Genomic DNA, 15,854 nt, shown 5'->3' with positions numbered 1-15,854 from the left:
CGATTCCGTGGGGGATGGTGGCCGGGTGACGGGTGGGCTCACCCCGCGTCAGCTCGCCGACGCGCTGGGCCTGCCGCCGCCCACCGACGAACAAGCCGCCGTCATCGCCGCCCCGCCGGGACCCACCCTGGTGGTGGCGGGCGCGGGCGCGGGCAAGACCGAGACCATGGCCGCCCGCGTGGTCTGGATGGTGGCCAACGGCCTGGTCGAACCCGAACAGGTGCTGGGACTGACCTTCACCCGCAAGGCCGCCCAGCAGCTGACCCAGCGCATCCGCACCCGCCTGGCCCGGCTGGCCGGCGCCCCGGTGGTGCGCGACATCGACCCCACCGGCCACCTCCGCGCCCAGCTCACCCGGTCCGAACCGGAGATCAGCACCTACCACTCCTACGCGGGCCGCCTGCTCACCGAATACGGCCTGCTGCTGCCGGTCGAACCCACCGCCACCCTGCTCACCCAGACCCAGCTGTGGCAGCTCGCCTACCGGGTCGTCTCCACCTGGGACGGCGACCTCGACACCGACCGCAGTCCCGTCGGCGTCACCGAGGCCGTGCTCGCCCTCTCCGGCCAGCTCGCCGAACACCTGGTGGAACCGCACCAATTGGCCACGGCCCACCTGGAATTGGAGCACCTGGTCCACACCCTTCCCGCCGGACCCCGGCAGAAGGGCGGCCCCAAGAAGGCCCTTCTCGACCTCCTCGAAGCCCAGCACGAGCGCGTCGCCCTGCTGCCCCTGGTGGATCGCCTCACCGAGGAACTCCGCCGCCGCGGCGCCCTGGACTTCGGCGCGCAGATGTCGCTGTCCGCCCGCCTGGCCGCCACCCACGTGGAAGTCGGTGCGGCCGAACGCGATCGCTTCCGCCTGGTCCTCCTGGACGAATACCAGGACACCGGCCACTCCCAGCGCATCCTGCTCTCCTCCCTCTTCGGTGCGACGGCTCCGGCCGACCCGGCCGCCGGGCGGACCCGGTGGCAACCGCTGGCCGTGACCGCGGTCGGCGACCCCATGCAGTCGATCTACGGCTGGCGTGGCGCGTCGGCGGCCAATCTGCCGCGCTTCGCCACCGACTTCCCCAGTGCTCCAGGGATTCCCGCGCCGATCCTGCCGCTGCTCACCAGCTGGCGGAATCCACCGGAGGCCCTGGATCTGGCCAACCTGGTATCGGATCCCCTGCGCGAGCGGGCTGCGCGCGGCGGGGGAGTGACGGTGGACGCGCTGCGGCCCCGCCCGGACGCCACGGCCGGACTGGTCGCCTTGGCACTCGCGGAAACCGTTGCGGTGGAACGGGAGTGGGTCGCCGAACGGATCGCCGCCGAATGGGAGGCCGCGAGCGAAGACGGCGACCCGCCGCCCACCTCCGCGGTACTGGTGCGGCGCAATGCCGATGCCGCCCCGCTCGCGGAAGCCCTGCGGGAGCGCGGATTACCCGTGGAGATCGTCGGCCTGGGCGGGCTGCTGCACACGCCGGAGGTCGCCGATATCGTCGCCACCCTGCGCCTGGTCGCCGACCCGTCGGCCGGCAGCGCGGCGGTGCGCATCCTGACCGGTGCCCGCTGGCGGATCGGCGTCGCGGACATCGCGGCCCTGTCCCGCCGTGCGCGGGAACTGTCCATCCGCCGCCCCGCCGGGCAGACCGACGCCATCACCGACACCGCCACCCTGGACGAGGCGCTGCGCGAGGTCGCGCCCGAACCCGCCGAGAAGGCCGGACTCGGCGACGCCATCGCCGATCCCGGTGAGCCGGACGAGTATTCGGCCCAGGGCTTCGCCCGTATCACGGCTCTCGGCCGCGAGCTCTCCGCGCTGCGCGAGCGGGCCGGGCAGCCGCTGGCCGAACTGGTCGCCGATGTGGAGCGCACCATCGGCGTCGGCGTGGAGACCCAGGCCCGCCGCACCCACGCCGCCGCCGGGCGCGAGCACCTCGACGCCTTCGCCGAGGTGGTGGCCGGATACTCGGCCGACCACCGCTCCTCCCTGTCCGGCCTGCTCGACTTCCTCGCCGCCGCCGAAGAGGTCGAAAACGGTTTGGAGCCGGGCGAAGTCGAGGTCGCCCACGATCGCGTCCAGGTGCTCACCGTGCACGCCGCCAAGGGCCTGGAATGGGAGGTGGTCGCGGTCCCGCACGTGGTGGACGGCACCTTCCCGTCCGGCACCGGCACCGCCACCTGGATGGGTGCGCTCGCCGAACTCCCGACCGCGCTGCGCGGCGACCGCGAGCAGGAGGACGCCACCGACGGCGTCCCCGTCCTCGACCTGGCCGGCCTCTACGACCGCGCCGATCTGGAACGCGCCCTCGACGAGCACAAGAAGGCCCTCGCGGCCCGCCGCCTCGACGAGGAACGCCGGCTGTTCTACGTGGCCCTCACTCGCACCGAGCGCGCCCTGTTCGTCTCCGCCCACCACTGGTCGGAGACCGGCTCGAAACCCAAGGGCCCCTCCGCTTTTCTGCTCGAACTCAGACATGAGACCGAGGCTCCGGGCTCGCAGCTGGCGCACGGTGTGCACATCGACCGCTGGGACGATCCGCCCCTGCCCGACACCCCCAACCCCTTCACCGACAACCCGCAGACCGCCACCTGGCCGCGCGACCCGCTCGGCTCCCGCCGCGAATTCGTGGAGGAGGGCGTGACCCTGGTCAAGGCCGCACTCGAAACCCTGCGCGCCGAATCCCGCCCGCAGCAGACCGAACTCGACTTCGGGCCCGAATTCGGCGGCGCCGCAGCGGATCCCGAGCCAAATCTCGAGCATGGGGACGCGGACGAGGATCCCGAAGGCTGGGCCGAGGATGTCAGCGCCCTCATCGCGGAACACCGCGCCGCCGAACAGGCCGCGCGCGAGGTCGAACTGCCCGGGCAGCTCGCCGCTACCGCCCTGGTCGACCTGAGCGCCGACCCCGCGAAGCTCGCCGCCCGCCTGCGCCGTCCGCTCCCGTACCCGCCCAGCCCTTACACCCGACGCGGCACCGCCTTCCATGCCTGGCTGCAGCGCTGGTTCGGCGGCGCACGCCTGCTCGGCTTCGAGGACCTGCCCGGCGCGGCCGACATCACCGACACCGACGCCGACCTCATGCGCCTGCAGGAGGCCTTCCTCGCCTCCCCGTGGGCAGACCGCAATCCCGTCGAGGTGGAGATCTCCTTCGAAACCACCATCGCGGGCACCGTGATTCGCGGCCGCATGGATGCCGTCTTCCGCCGCCCCGACGGCACCTGGGTCATCGTCGACTGGAAGACCGGCGCGGAACCGCAACGCGCCGACGAGGATTCGGTCGCCGTCCAGCTCGCCGTCTACCGGCTGGCCTGGGCCCGTCTGGAGGCCGCCCGCAGCGGCCGCACCGAAGCCGACCTGCTGGCCGAGACGGTCGCCGCCTTCCACTATGTCCGCACCGGCCGCACCATCGCCCCCGAACACCTGCCCGGCCCAGCCGAACTCGCCGCCATCATCACCGACGCGGCCCCGCGCCGGATCCCGCCGACCCCGCCCGAACCCCCGCTCCCGCCCGAGCCGGACGGCGACGACCCGGGTCCTGCCGAGCCCACCGATGTCGAAATGCTGCGTCTCCCCGCCACTTCGGGGCGACCCGGATACGACGACGGACCCGCGCCCGCGTTCGAGCCGCCGCCCGACCCGGAAGCGCCACCCGGCCCCGATGCGCCGCCGCCCTCCGCGCTGATGCCCGCCGCTGCCCGCCCGGGCCCACACGGGGATCCCGTGCCGGGCTTCGATTTCCCGCCCGATTTCGAGCCGCCACCCGATCCGGAGTCGGTGCCGCCGGACCGGCTGCACTGAGCGCCGGACCGCCGCGCGACTTCGCGACGCGCGCCCGCCGAAACCGCCGCACGCCGTTTCGCCCGGTACGCTCCGGACCTGTGCCGCAGCCAGAAGTGACCGAAATGACCGGTGATTCGCGTGTTCGGTGACTCCCCGCGCGGACTGGCCGGTCTCACCGAGCGGCCCGACTTCGCGCTGGTCGGCGTCCTGCGGGTCCCCTCCGCCCAGTCCAGCCCCTGGTATTCGCTGGTGCGCCGGCTGGGCCTGGCGGTGCTGCTGCTGGTGGGGGCCACCCTGGTGGTGTACATCGGACGTGACGGCTACCACGACAACGCCCGCGACCGGATGGGCCTGCTGGACTGCGCCTACTACGCCACGGTGTCGCTGTCGACCACCGGCTACGGCGACATCACACCCGTCACTCCCACCGCGCGGCTGATCAATATCTTCGTGGTCACGCCGCTGCGGATCCTGTTCCTCATCGTCCTGGTCGGCACCACCCTGTCGGTGCTCACCGAACGGTCCAGGCAGGCGTTCAAGATTCAGCGATGGAGGCGCACCGTGCGTAATCACACCGTGGTAGTCGGCTACGGCACCAAGGGCCGCACCGCCGTGGACGCCATGCTGGCCGACGGCGTGCAGGCCGGCGACATCGTGGTGGTCGACACCGACCCGCAGGTGCTCGAATTCGCCGCCAATGCCGGACTGGTGACGGTGCACGGCTCGGCCACCAAGTCGGATGTGTTGCGGCTGGCCGGAGTTCAGCACGCCGCGGCCGTCGTGGTGGCCGCCAATCGCGACGACACCGCCGTCCTGGTCACCCTGACCGCCCGCGAAATCAATCCCAGGGCAAAGATTTCCGCGGCCGTGCGCGAGGCCGAGAACACCCACCTGCTGCGTCAGTCCGGCGCCGACTCCGTGGTGGTGTCCTCCGAGACCGCCGGCCGCCTGCTCGGCATCGCCACCACCACCCCGGCCGTTGTCGACATGATCGAGGACCTGCTCACCCCCGAGGCCGGCTTCGCCATCGCCGAACGCGACGTGGAGACCGAAGAGATCGGCGGCTCCCCGCGTCACCTGCGCGACATCGTGCTGGGTGTGGTCCGCGACGGCCGCCTGTTCCGCGTCGGCGATCCCGAGACCGATGCCCTCGAAACCGGGGACAGGCTCCTCTATCTGCGCCGCGTCCACGCCTGACGACCACGCCCGTCTAATCTCGGGGTGTGTCAGGTTTCCAGCTGAATACCGTTCCGGTGCTGTCCCGTACCTCACTCGACCGGGCCGAAGACCTCCGCTCCGACGAACAGGCCCTCAAAGCGGGCTGGGCCCAGGCCAAACTCCTGCGAATGAACAAGCGCGGCCAGGTCCGCGTCGACAACGGGACCGTGGTGCTCGAGGCCGCGCTCACCCTCGCCCCCGAACGTGCGCCCGAGGCCGTCTTCCTCGGTGTGGACGACGGCACCCACCTGTGGGCCGTGCGCGACAACACCATCGAGGGCACGCTGGCCGACCTGCGCGCCTACGGCTCCACCCTGGACCTCGACGATTTCGGCACCGGCCTGCTCTCCACCGCCATCGCCCTGCTGAATTGGCACGACAAGGCGTCCTTCAGCGCCGTCGACGGCACCCCGACCAGCTCCGCCAATGGCGGCTGGTCGCGCATCAGCGAAACCGGGCATGAGGACTTCCCGCGCACCGACCCGGCCGTCATCTGCCTCATCCACGACGGCGGCGACCGCGTGCTGCTGGCCCGCCAGCACACCTGGCCGCAGGGATTGTTCTCGCTGCTGGCCGGCTTCGTGGAGGCGGGGGAGTCCCTGGAACGCTGCGTCGAACGCGAGATCAAGGAGGAGGTCGGCGTCGACGTCCGCGAGATCCGCTACCTGGGCAGCCAGCCCTGGCCCTTCCCGCGTTCGCTCATGCTCGGCTTCGCCGCCGTCGCCGACCCGGACCAGCCGCTGGCCTTCCACGACGGCGAGATCGCCGAGGCCTACTGGTTCACCCGCGACGAGGTGCGGGCCGCGCTGGCCGCGGGCGCGTGGGGATCACCCACCGGGGCCACCGGCGGCGAAGCGAAACTCCTACTGCCGGGGTCGATTTCGATCGCCCGGACCATCGTCGAATCCTGGGCCGCCGAAAGCTGATCGGGCACAACAAGAAGCCGCACACCTGGTGGTGTGCGGCTTCTTTCTTCATCCCCGGGGCTAGCCGATGGCGGCCAGGGCCTCTTTCACCTGTACCAGGGTGGGGTTGGTGGCCGTCGAGCCGTCGCGGTACTTCACGGTCGGCACAACGTGATTGCCGTTGTTCACACTGCCCACGAATTCGGCGGCATCGGGGTGGTCTTCGATGTCGATCACCTCGTAGGTGATGCCGGCCTCGTCGAGTTGCTTCTTGAGGCGACGGCAGTAGCCGCACCAGGTCGTCGAGTACATGGTCAGATCGGTAGCAGTCACGGTCGGTGCAACATACTCGCCGCTGGTCGTGTTCCCCGCAGAGGGTCGTTTGTGAGCCGATCGACCCCGTTCCGGAACCGATCGAAGATCAGGGGTTGACGAAGAAATAATAAGCGCGCATACTAATTGCATGACGTTGATCGCTGAAGCCTCCGCCACCTCGACTGCCACCCCCGCCGCCTTCTTCACCAAGTGGGCCGACATGGCCACCTGGCCCGAGTGGAACCAGGACACCGAGTGGGTCACCCTCGACGGCCCCTTCCAGCAGGGCGCCACCGGCACCCTCAAGCCCAAGGGTGGCCCCAAGACCAAGTTCGTCGTCACCAAGCTCACCGACACCGAATTCATCGACTCGTCCAAGCTGATCGGCGCGCGGCTGATCTTCGCCCACCAGGTCACCACCGACGGTGAGCGCACCACCGTGAAGGTCCGCATCACCATGGAGGGCCCGCTGCGCGGCCTGTGGAACAAGATCATGGGCGGCAATCTCGCCAAGACCCTGCAGGGCGATGTCGAGGCGCTGGTCGCGGCCGCCGAGGCGGTGCTGGTATGAGTACCAGGTACTGGCTCGCGGTCGTCTCCCGCGATCACGTCCGCCGGGGTGTGGAACTCGGCTTCGCGCAGGCCAATCACGGCAAGCGCACGGCCGTGGAACGCATGAAGGCCGGGGACGGACTCGTCTACTACTCGCCCCGCACCGGTATGCGCGAGGGCGAACCGATCAAATCCTTCACCGCCATCGGCACCGTCGCCGATGGCCCGGCATGGCAGGTCGAGGAACAGGGCGGCTGCTTCCGCCCCTGGCGGCGTGCGGTCGACTACGACCGCACGGCCCGCCAGGTCGCCATCGACGACCTGCGCACCGAGCTCGACCTGACCAGCGTCCCCAACTGGGGGATCGTGCTGCGCCGCGGTCTGGTCGAGCTCACTGCCCACGATTTCGACCTCATCTCCCGCGCTATGGTCGGGCAGTGATGGCGAATGACGGACTACGCACCGAATTCGAGCACACCGACGAAAGCCCCGGTCTGTTGCTCTGGCAGGTGACCAACCGCTGGCAGGCCGCGCAACGCGCGGCACTGGCCCCCTTCGACCTGACCCACGTCCAATTCGTCCTGCTCGCCTCCCTGACCTGGCTCACCAGCCGGTCGGGCGGCGAGCCGGTCACCCAGCGCGACCTCGCCGACCACGCCGCGACCGACCCCATGATGACCTCCCAGGTGCTGCGTACCCTGGAACAGAAGGGCCTGCTGGAACGGCGCGACCACCCCACCGACCGCCGCGCCAAATCCCTCGTTTCCACCGAATCCGGTGCGGCCCTGGTCAATCGGGCCATCGGCGCCGTCGAAACCTGCGACCGCGAATTCTTCGCCCCTCTCGGCGACCGCACCCCCCGCTTCACCGCGGCATTGCGCCGGCTTCGCGACCGCGGCTAGTCCAGGTCTCCCACAGCAGCGGCCACACCTGTCGGAGGGCACTGTCATGATGGATCGCGTGACTGCCGCGACCACCCAGGCCCAGCTCCGGCTCGACGACCTCGATGCCGAGCAGGCCGCGGCCGTGCGCGCACCCCGGGGACCGGTCTGCGTGCTGGCGGGCGCGGGCACCGGCAAGACGCGCACCATCACCCATCGCATCGCGCACCTGGTCTCGGCCGGGCATGTGCGCGCCGACCAGGTGCTGTCGGTGACCTTCACCGCCCGCGCGGCGGGGGAGCTGCGGAATCGGCTGCGGGTACTGGGTTTGAGTGGTGAGGCCGGGCAGGTGCAGGCTCGGACCTTCCACGCCGCGGCCATGCGGCAGCTCAAATACTTCTGGCCACAGGTCGTCGGCGATGTGCCGTGGCGGTTGATCGACGGCAAGTTCCCCATTGTGGCCCAGGCCGCCGGCCGGGCCGGGCTGCCCACCGACACCGACAGCCTGCGCGATCTGATCGGTGAGATCGAATGGGCCAAGGGCTCGCTCGTCGCGCCCGAGGACTACGCCGGCGAGGCGGCCCGCCGCCACCGCGATCTGCCCTACGAGGCGAAGAAGGTCTCGGCGGTCTACACCTACTACGAGGCCCTGAAGAACACCCCCGACGGGCTGCTGCTCGATTTCGACGATCTGCTGCTGCACACCGCGGCCGCGCTCGAGGACTATTCGTCCGTGGCCGAGGAGTTCCGCGGCCGCTACCGGTGTTTCGTGGTGGACGAGTACCAAGACGTCACCCCGCTGCAGCAGCGGGTGCTCGACGCCTGGCTCGGCGATCGCGACGACCTGACCGTGGTCGGCGACGCCAACCAGACCATCTACTCCTTCACCGGAGCCAGCCCGGCGTATCTGCTCGACTTCTCCCGCCGCTTCCCCGACGCCACCGTGGTCCGCCTGGAACGCGACTATCGCTCCACCCCGCAGGTGGTGTCGCTGGCCAACCGGGTGATCGGCGCGGCCCGCGGCCGCATCGCGGGCACCCGGCTGCAGCTCATCGGCCAGCGCGCCGACGGCCCGGAACCGACCTTCGCCGAATTCGACGACGAGCCCGCCGAGGCCGCCGCCGTCGCCAAGGCCGTGGCCAAACTGCTCGGAAACGGCGTTCCCGCAGCGGAAATCGCGATCCTCTACCGCATCAACGCGCAATCGGAGGCCTACGAGCAGGCACTCACCGAGGCGGGCATCCCGTATCAGGTGCGCGGCGGCGAGGGCTTCTTCCACCGGCCCGAGGTGCGGCAGGCGGTGTCGGCGCTGCGCACGGCCGCCAATCGCGACGACCTGCCCGACGCCCGTGGCGAGCAGCTGGTCACTCTGGTGCGCGCGGCGCTGGCCCAGGTCGGGCTCACCAAGGAGGAGCCGGTCGGCGCCCAGGCCCGCGAACGCTGGTCCTCGCTGATGGCACTGGTCCAGCTCACCGAGGAACTCGCCGGACAGGATCCGGACCTGGAACTGACCGGCCTGCTGCGCGAGCTGGCCGCCCGCGCCGAGGGCCGGCACCCACCGACCGTGCAGGGCATCACCCTGGCCTCGCTGCACGCTGCCAAGGGCCTGGAGTGGGACGCCGTCTTCCTGGTCGGCCTGGCCGACGGCACCCTGCCCATCCAGCACGTACTCGGCCCGGACGCAACGGTTTCCGACGAAGCCGCCCTCGAGGAGGAACGCCGCCTGCTCTACGTCGGCGTCACCCGTGCCCGGGAACACCTCCAATTGTCCTGGGCCCTGGCCCGTTCCGCGGGCGGCCGCAAGGTGCGCCGGCGCTCCCGCTTCCTCGTCGGCCTGGTCCCCGACGACTCCCCGGCCTCGCGCATCGCCGCCCACACCACCGAACGCCGCAACGGTCCCAAGCGCGTCCACCCGACTTGCCGCATCTGCGGCCGGCCGCTGCTCAATACCCAGGCCACCATGCTCGGCCGCTGCTCCCGCTGCCCCGCCGACATCGACCCGGAACTGCTGGAAGCGCTGAAGGAATGGCGGCGCGAGAAGGCCGACGAGCTGTTACTGCCACATTTTGTGGTGTTCAGTGATACGACCCTGACCGCCATCGCCGAACAGCGCCCGGCCGACGAACGAGCCCTGGTGGCGATCCCCGGCATCGGGGCCAAAAAGCTGCGCACATACGGCGCGGATGTCCTCGCGATCGTCCGATCGCGGCTACGGGACTCTTCCTAGTCCATGCGAAGAATGTGTGCAAGCCCCTAAAACCGCAGGTCAAAAATAGGTTGTGCGTATCCGTATAGGTACCTAGTGTGGTTCTCACGCACCGGGGAAGAACCCGCGTGTTTCAAGCACTGATCGCATACGAGTGAAGGAGGGAGGCAGACCGATGAACAACATTTCGAGCTTCGTTTCGACCGGCAGCATCGCCGGCCGTCTGGCGACGGCACGTGTCATGTCCGTCGCGTCCGTCTCCCGGGGGATCCTCGCGCCCAAGGGGATTCGTATGTCCGGCGTGAATGGCGATCTTGGTCTTCAGGTCTTTGCAAGCAAAGCCCAAGCGGATCAGCAGATTGTGATCAAGCAGGACAAGCCCAAGGGTGACTGGCACCCGGCAGCCGTGTACGCGGCCGTCGAAACCCTCGCAGCCGCAACCGGAACCGAGCGTCCGGTGCATCTGCTGGCAGCCCGTCCCCGCACCACCGACCCAGCGACCGTGATCAGGAGTCGACACCGAAGTCGACTCAGGTAGGGAACCACTCCCAGACCTCCTGGCCACGGATCGCGAACCCCGCGAAACCGTGGCCATAGTTTTATCGGCCCTGCAGCCACCGGCACCGGTTTCGCGAAACACCGAACGACCGATGCACGAGCTGAAGGAGCCCGACGTGTCCACCACGGTCATCCGTGAACGAGTGACATGCCGCAACACCGTGGCCAACACGACGACCCGCACCCGCCGGGGAGTCACCATCACCCTGCCCTGCCGAGTCGGCAACCCGGACCTCTGGTTCGCCGAGGCCCCCGCCCAGCTGGAAGAGGCGAAGGCGCTGTGCGCGTCCTGCCCGATCCGTCAGGGCTGCCTGTCGGCCGCACTGGATCGCGGTGAGCCCTGGGGTGTCTGGGGCGGTGAGATCTTCGACCAGGGTGTCGTGATCGCTCGCAAGCGCCCGCGTGGCCGCCCGCGCAAGGTCGCGGTGGCATGACCGCCCCGGCTTCCGGGGGAGTAGAACGCATACGACCCGCTTACCAGACGGTAGGCGGGTCGTTTTGCGTCGCAGGGGAATTCAGCTCGCGGCGCGGAGGGTCTCGACGTAGCCGGGGACCCAGTCGTTCATGAGCTTCATGAACGGGATTTCGGCGTCGAGCTGGGCGCAGATGCCTACCGAGCCGCCGAGTACTCGGAAGATCATCACGTGTTCCGCCGGGAGTTGCAGGGAGCGAGCGGTTTTCATCATCTCGGCGTTGGAGATGTCGGTGGCCTTGCCCGCCACGCGCTGCATCCACCGGCGGGTGAAGTGGAAGGTTTCGGTTTTGATGGGGTCGGTGAAGGGGCGCAGGTAGTCCTGGATCTCCTGGATGCTCACGGTCTTGCCCGGGATGACCCAGCCGTTGTCGTGCAACAGCGCTGTCAGTTCGTCGTAGCGCTGCTGGACCTCGAGTGCCACCATCTGGCCCAGGATCTTGGGGAAGCCATTGGGCAGCGGAGCGCAGGCGCCGTAGTCGATGACCGCGAGGCGGCCGTCCTCGAGCACCATGAAGTTGCCCGGATGCGGATCGGCGTGCAGCAGGCCCGCGATCGACGGTGAGCTGAAATGGAATTCGCCCATCAGTGAGGCCGTCCGGTTGCGCAGATCGACCGTTCCGGCCGGGTCCGCCATGCCGCGCTGGATGATCTTCGAGACCGGGGTGGCATTGTCCAGCCACTCGGTGACGATCACCTTCGGTGCGCTGGCCACCACCCTCGGCACCAGGAAGCGCGGGTGCCCGTCGTAGGCCCGGGCGAATTGGCGCTGATGCCCGGCCTCGATGCGATAGTCCAGCTCCTCCTCGGTGCGCTCACTGATCTCGGCGAGGATCGGCTTGATGTCGGCGCCCGGAATGAGCGCGCCCATCATGCCCGCCATCCGGTTGAGCGTCTTGAGATCGGCGCGCAGCGCCTCGTCGGCACCCGGATACTGCACCTTCACCGCGACCACCCGGCCGTCGGACCAGATCGCCTTGTGCACCTGGCCGATGCTGGCCGAGGCGGTGGGCGCGTCGTCGAATTCCCGGAAGCGTTGCCGCCAGCCGGTTCCCAGCTGCTGGTCCAGCTGCCGGTGCACGGCCGCGGCCGGCATGGGCGGCGCGGCGGCCTGCAGCTTGGTGAGCGCCTCGCGATAGTGCTCGCCGAACTCCTCCGGGACGGCGGCCTCCATCACCGACAGCGCCTGACCGAACTTCATGGCGCCGCCCTTGAGCTCACCGAGGACGGCGAAGAGCTGTTCGGCGGCCTTCTGATTCAGCTCGGCGTTGATCTCCTGCTTGTCTCCCCCGGCAAGTTTGCGGCCGAAACCCACGGCCGCCCGCCCTGCGATGCCGAGTGGAATCTTGGCCAGCTTGGCATTGCGGGAAGAGCGCTTGCTCACAATCTCTGACACGTTCCCATCATGCCGATGTCCCAGACGGTCCGCCATGGGATTGGGGTGTTCTTCCGGGTGAGCGGCGATAGTGGTTTCCATCACACTCCTGCGCTTTCGCGGCAACCGCAGTTCGGATGGACGGGCCACGGACGCCGATCCAGGTGCGGAATCTCCGGATCCAATTCGAGCGTGGCATGCAGCGTGGCCGGTGGGCGCTCCGCCCGGCCGAAGGACACGGTCTCGATCTCCTTCAGCGCCAAGGCCGCGGTCATGGCCACCCCCGCCGGGGACGCATACCCGACCCGCCCCAGCAACTGCGCCGCCAGCTGGGGCCAGGCCGGTTCGGACTCGGCGCGATACATGTCCGCGCAACGCAGACAATCGGTTTCGCCCGGCAGCACCAGTGGGCCGACGATCCCGCGCCCATCGCGGATGCGGACCGGCAGATGGGGAATGCGGCGGCGCATGAGCGCGGTCACCAGCGCCGGATCCGGGACCAGGGTGTCGGCCAGCACGAGCAGATCCGGCCGATCCGCCTCGAGACTCTCGATGCCGGGCTCGCCGAAGCCCGCGTGGGAGTGCTTGGCCCGCAGGCCGATTCGGCGCAGGCCGTCCAGCAGTGCGTCGGCCAGCGGCCCGCGGCCGTGGACCCGCACCTTCCGCAACCGCGCACGCGGCTCATCCGAGGCCAGCAGCTCCGCGGCCGCCATCTGCTCGAGCAGCGACTGCGCGATATCGGTCCCGAATCCCAATTCCCGGGCCTGCCAGAGAATCTCGGCCTCGGTGCGGGACCCGTCCAGTAGCCGCACTAGCGCCGGCACCGCCTCGATCGGCCCCGGCGGTTGCAGGATGACCGCGTGCTCGGGATCCCAGCCGAGCTGTACCGCGCCATTCGGGCGCATCAGCACGGTGATTCGGGGATGGAGCATTGGTCCACGGGTCTGCAGCACAGTCGTCATGCCATCAGCGTGCACGCTCCCGGAAGCGCGGAAACCCGCGAAAACGCTCGTTCATCAGCGCTTTCGCGGGTTATCCACAACTCGGGTCAGGGCCTTGCGCCCATTCCACAGGTCAGGCGGTAGCGTCGCCCTCGGGCTTGTCGCCGGTGGAATCCTCGCCCTTGCCTTCCTTTTCTGCGCGCTCCCGCGCCTCCGTCTCGGCCAGCTGCGCCAGCGGATCGTCGAACACCGCCGCGCCGCCGCCCAGCACCGAATCGATGAAGCCCGTCGGGGCGTCCAGGTCGGAGGAGTCGGGCAGCAGGTCCGGGTGCGCCCACACGCCGTCGCGCTTCTCCAGCCCGGCGTCGGTGGTCAGCCGCCGCCACAGCGCCGCGGCCTCGCGCACCTTGCGCGGCCGCAGCTCCAGGCCGACCAGCGTCGCGAAGGTCTGCTCGGCCGGCCCGCCGGTCGCGCGGCGACGGCGCAGCGTCTCGGCCAGCGCGCCCGCACCGGGCAGCCGATCGCCCACCGCATCGGTGACGACGGTCTCCACCCAGCCCTCGATCAGGGCCAGCAGCGTTTCCAGCCGCTCCAGAGCGGCCTTCTGCTCGGGGGTGGTCTGCGGTTCGAAAGTGCCCTGCGACAGCAGCTCTTCCAGCTTCGACGGATCCTGCGCCAGCGTCATGGGATCCAGGTTCTGGGCGGCCTGCTCAATGGCCGAGAAGTCCATCTTGATGCCGCGCGCGTAATCCTCGACCGCGCCCAGCACCTGCTGGCGCAGCCACGGCACGTGCGCGAACAGCCGCTGGTGCGCGGCCTCGCGGGCGGACAGGTAGACCAGGATCTCGCTCTCCGGCTGCTCGAGCCCGGCGCTGAATTCCGAGATGGCCGCGGGCAGCAGCGCCGCGGTGCCGTCGGGACCCAGCGGCAGGCCGATGTCGGTGGAGGTCAGCACCTCCTTGGCGAGCTGACCCAGGGCCTGGCCGAGCTGTGAACCGAACGCGAGTCCGCCCATCTGGCCGAGCATTCCGAACATCGGCGCCGCGAATTCCCTGGCCTCGGCCGGGAGCGTGGCGGTCCACATGCCCGAAACCTGTTCGGCTACCGGATCACACAGCCGCTTCCAGGTGGGCAGCGTCTCCTCGATCCAGTCGTTGGCGGTCCACGCGACGGTCCTGGTCGCGCCCGCGGGGAAGGTGGTGGCGGCGTCGAGCCACAGCTCCGCCAGGTGCGCCGCGTCGGCGACCGCGCTCTGCGCGCCGGACGAGACGGGCGGGACACTGGACCCGAGCTGCTGGCGGGCCAGCCGCTTGGCGATGTCGTAATTGACCGGACCGGTCTGTGCGCCCGGCTGTCCCATGCTCGAGAACATGGCACCCAGCTGCGTCAGCATCTGACCGAGTTGCGAGGGATCGAATCCGCCGCCGCCCGGACCGCCCATGGCGAATCCGAACGGGTTGTTCGCACCAGAACCGCTGGACTGGTCCCCGGGCTTGCGCTCCGGATCGTCATCGCGATTCGAGAATCCGAACGGAAAATCACTCATACCCACTACGGTACTGGAGCCGCGGACGACGCGAACCGCCGAGCGGAGCGCGGCAATGGCCTCGATGACCAGTACCCTTGGCCGCGTGAACCGTCGGATATTCACCCTGCTCGCCGCTCTGGTCCCGATTCTGGCGCTGGGCATACTGGGCAGTGTCGTCACCGTTCCATTCGTGGCGCTCGGACCAGGGCCGACCTTCAATACGCTGGGCGAAGTCGACGGAAAACAGGTAGTCGATGTTCAGGGCGCGCCGGTGAAACCGGTGTCCGGCAATCTGAATATGACGACCGTCTCCGTTCGCGATCGGCTGAATATCTTCGAGGCGATCGGCTTGTGGATCGACGGCCAGCACGGTTTGGTGCCGCGCGCGGAGGTCTACCCGCCGGGGCAGTCGCGTGATGATGTCGACAAATCCAATCAGCAGCAGTTCAAGGATTCCGAGGACTCCGCGGAATTGGCGGCCCTCAACTATCTGAAGCTGCCGACCGCGGTGCAGCTGGCGAATGTCGCCGACGACGGCCCGGCCAAGGGCATGCTGAAGAAGGGCGACGAGATCGTCAGCATCGACGGTAAGCCGATCGCCACCACCAAAGACGTTGTGACCGCGGTCTCCTCGGCCAAGCCCGGCACCACCATCCCCGTGGTCGTCCGCCGCGACGGTGTCGAGCAGACCGCCGAGATCACCCTGGGCGCGCGCCCCGACGATTCCAGCAAGGGCTACCTCGGTATCACCCCCGACGAGGTCAACAGGGGCCCGATCAAGGTCGACTTCAACCTCGGCGAGATCGGCGGCCCGTCCGCGGGCCTGATGTTCACCCTGGCCCTCATCGACAAGCTCACCACCGGTGACCTGTCCGGCGGCAAGTTCGTCGCGGGCACCGGCACCATCGACCCCGACGGCAAGGTCGGCCCGATCGGCGGCATCCAGTACAAGATGATCGCCGCCCGCGAAGCCGGCGCCGAGACCTTCATGGTTCCCGCCGCCAACTGCAACGAGGCCGCTCAGCGCACGCCCGCGGGCCTGCGCCTGGTCAAGGTCGAAAACCTGTCCGGCGCAGTTCAATCGCTCGAGGACATCAACGCGGGCAAGGAAGTCACCAGCTGCGGCTGACCTCG

General features: G+C 69.4%; 14 protein-coding genes. 10 read left to right on the top strand and 4 right to left on the bottom strand.

The genetic code is table 11. From position 1 onward, the window contains the following. Positions 1–25: 25 nt before the first annotated feature. The 3 genes from ACIRRA_RS16860 (at position 26) to nudC (ending at position 5,913) form a co-directional block, all read left to right on the top strand. A complete protein-coding gene (locus tag ACIRRA_RS16860; protein WP_402768350.1) occupies positions 26–3,787 on the top strand; it encodes an ATP-dependent helicase in 3,762 nt (1,253 codons plus the stop codon). Positions 3,788–3,907: 120 nt separating this feature from the next. Continuing rightward, a complete protein-coding gene (locus ACIRRA_RS16855) occupies positions 3,908–4,966 on the top strand; it encodes a potassium channel family protein (protein ID WP_402768347.1) in 1,059 nt (352 codons plus the stop codon). Positions 4,967–4,992: 26 nt separating this feature from the next. After that, positions 4,993–5,913, top strand: a complete 921-nt coding sequence (gene nudC, locus ACIRRA_RS16850) for an NAD(+) diphosphatase (RefSeq protein ID WP_402768345.1) — start codon at positions 4,993–4,995, stop codon at positions 5,911–5,913. Positions 5,914–5,973: 60 nt separating this feature from the next. Here the strand turns inward: nudC and ACIRRA_RS16845 are convergent, their stop codons facing one another. Beyond that, positions 5,974–6,225 (bottom strand): mycoredoxin, encoded by a 252-nt coding sequence (locus ACIRRA_RS16845; RefSeq protein ID WP_354840418.1) that lies wholly within the window; start codon positions 6,223–6,225, stop codon positions 5,974–5,976. Positions 6,226–6,355: 130 nt separating this feature from the next. Here ACIRRA_RS16845 and ACIRRA_RS16840 point away from each other — a divergent pair, with 130 nt between their 5' ends. The 6 genes from ACIRRA_RS16840 (at position 6,356) to ACIRRA_RS16815 (ending at position 10,838) form a co-directional block, all read left to right on the top strand. Further along, entirely contained in the window at positions 6,356–6,778 is a 423-nt protein-coding gene (locus ACIRRA_RS16840) for an SRPBCC family protein (protein WP_402768341.1), read from the top strand. Then, complete coding sequence (locus ACIRRA_RS16835; protein ID WP_402768338.1) at positions 6,775–7,200, top strand: EVE domain-containing protein; 426 nt, start codon at positions 6,775–6,777, stop codon at positions 7,198–7,200. The genes ACIRRA_RS16840 and ACIRRA_RS16835 overlap by 4 nt, the downstream gene beginning before the upstream one ends. Further along, a complete protein-coding gene (locus ACIRRA_RS16830) occupies positions 7,200–7,661 on the top strand; it encodes a MarR family winged helix-turn-helix transcriptional regulator (RefSeq protein ID WP_402768706.1) in 462 nt (153 codons plus the stop codon). The genes ACIRRA_RS16835 and ACIRRA_RS16830 overlap by 1 nt, the downstream gene beginning before the upstream one ends. Positions 7,662–7,710: 49 nt before the next feature. Further along, positions 7,711–9,867 (top strand): ATP-dependent DNA helicase UvrD2, encoded by a 2,157-nt coding sequence (locus tag ACIRRA_RS16825; RefSeq protein ID WP_402768704.1) that lies wholly within the window; start codon positions 7,711–7,713, stop codon positions 9,865–9,867. A 154-nt stretch (positions 9,868–10,021) separates the two neighbouring features. Then, the gene (locus ACIRRA_RS16820; RefSeq protein ID WP_402768335.1) at positions 10,022–10,384 is read left to right on the top strand and encodes a hypothetical protein; all 363 of its coding nucleotides are present in this window, start codon (positions 10,022–10,024) and stop codon (positions 10,382–10,384) included. Between the two features lie 112 nt (positions 10,385–10,496). Then, on the top strand, positions 10,497–10,838 hold the full coding sequence (locus ACIRRA_RS16815; protein WP_379379392.1) for a WhiB family transcriptional regulator: 342 nt from the start codon (positions 10,497–10,499) through the stop codon (positions 10,836–10,838). Between the two features lie 81 nt (positions 10,839–10,919). On the opposite strand, the gene ACIRRA_RS16810 is transcribed toward ACIRRA_RS16815, so the two are convergent. From ACIRRA_RS16810 to ACIRRA_RS16800, 3 genes are all read right to left on the bottom strand, one after another. Then, a complete protein-coding gene (locus tag ACIRRA_RS16810) occupies positions 10,920–12,308 on the bottom strand; it encodes an ABC1 kinase family protein (protein WP_402768701.1) in 1,389 nt (462 codons plus the stop codon). A gap of 44 nt (positions 12,309–12,352) precedes the next feature. Beyond that, positions 12,353–13,213 (bottom strand): TOMM precursor leader peptide-binding protein, encoded by an 861-nt coding sequence (locus ACIRRA_RS16805; RefSeq protein ID WP_402768331.1) that lies wholly within the window; start codon positions 13,211–13,213, stop codon positions 12,353–12,355. Between the two features lie 112 nt (positions 13,214–13,325). Beyond that, positions 13,326–14,738, bottom strand: coding sequence for a zinc-dependent metalloprotease (locus ACIRRA_RS16800; protein WP_402768328.1), 1,413 nt, complete (start codon positions 14,736–14,738; stop codon positions 13,326–13,328). An 85-nt stretch (positions 14,739–14,823) separates the two neighbouring features. On the opposite strand from ACIRRA_RS16800, the gene ACIRRA_RS16795 reads away from it, so the two are divergent. Then, positions 14,824–15,849 carry a PDZ domain-containing protein gene (locus ACIRRA_RS16795; RefSeq protein WP_402768325.1) on the top strand — a complete coding sequence of 342 codons (1,026 nt, stop codon included), beginning with the start codon at positions 14,824–14,826 and terminating at the stop codon, positions 15,847–15,849. The last annotated feature ends 5 nt before the right edge of the window (positions 15,850–15,854 follow it).

The organism is Nocardia sp. NPDC101769 (genome assembly GCF_044766925.1).
Lineage (GTDB): Bacteria > Actinomycetota > Actinomycetes > Mycobacteriales > Mycobacteriaceae > Nocardia.
This window is presented reverse-complemented; position numbering and strand designations above follow the sequence as displayed.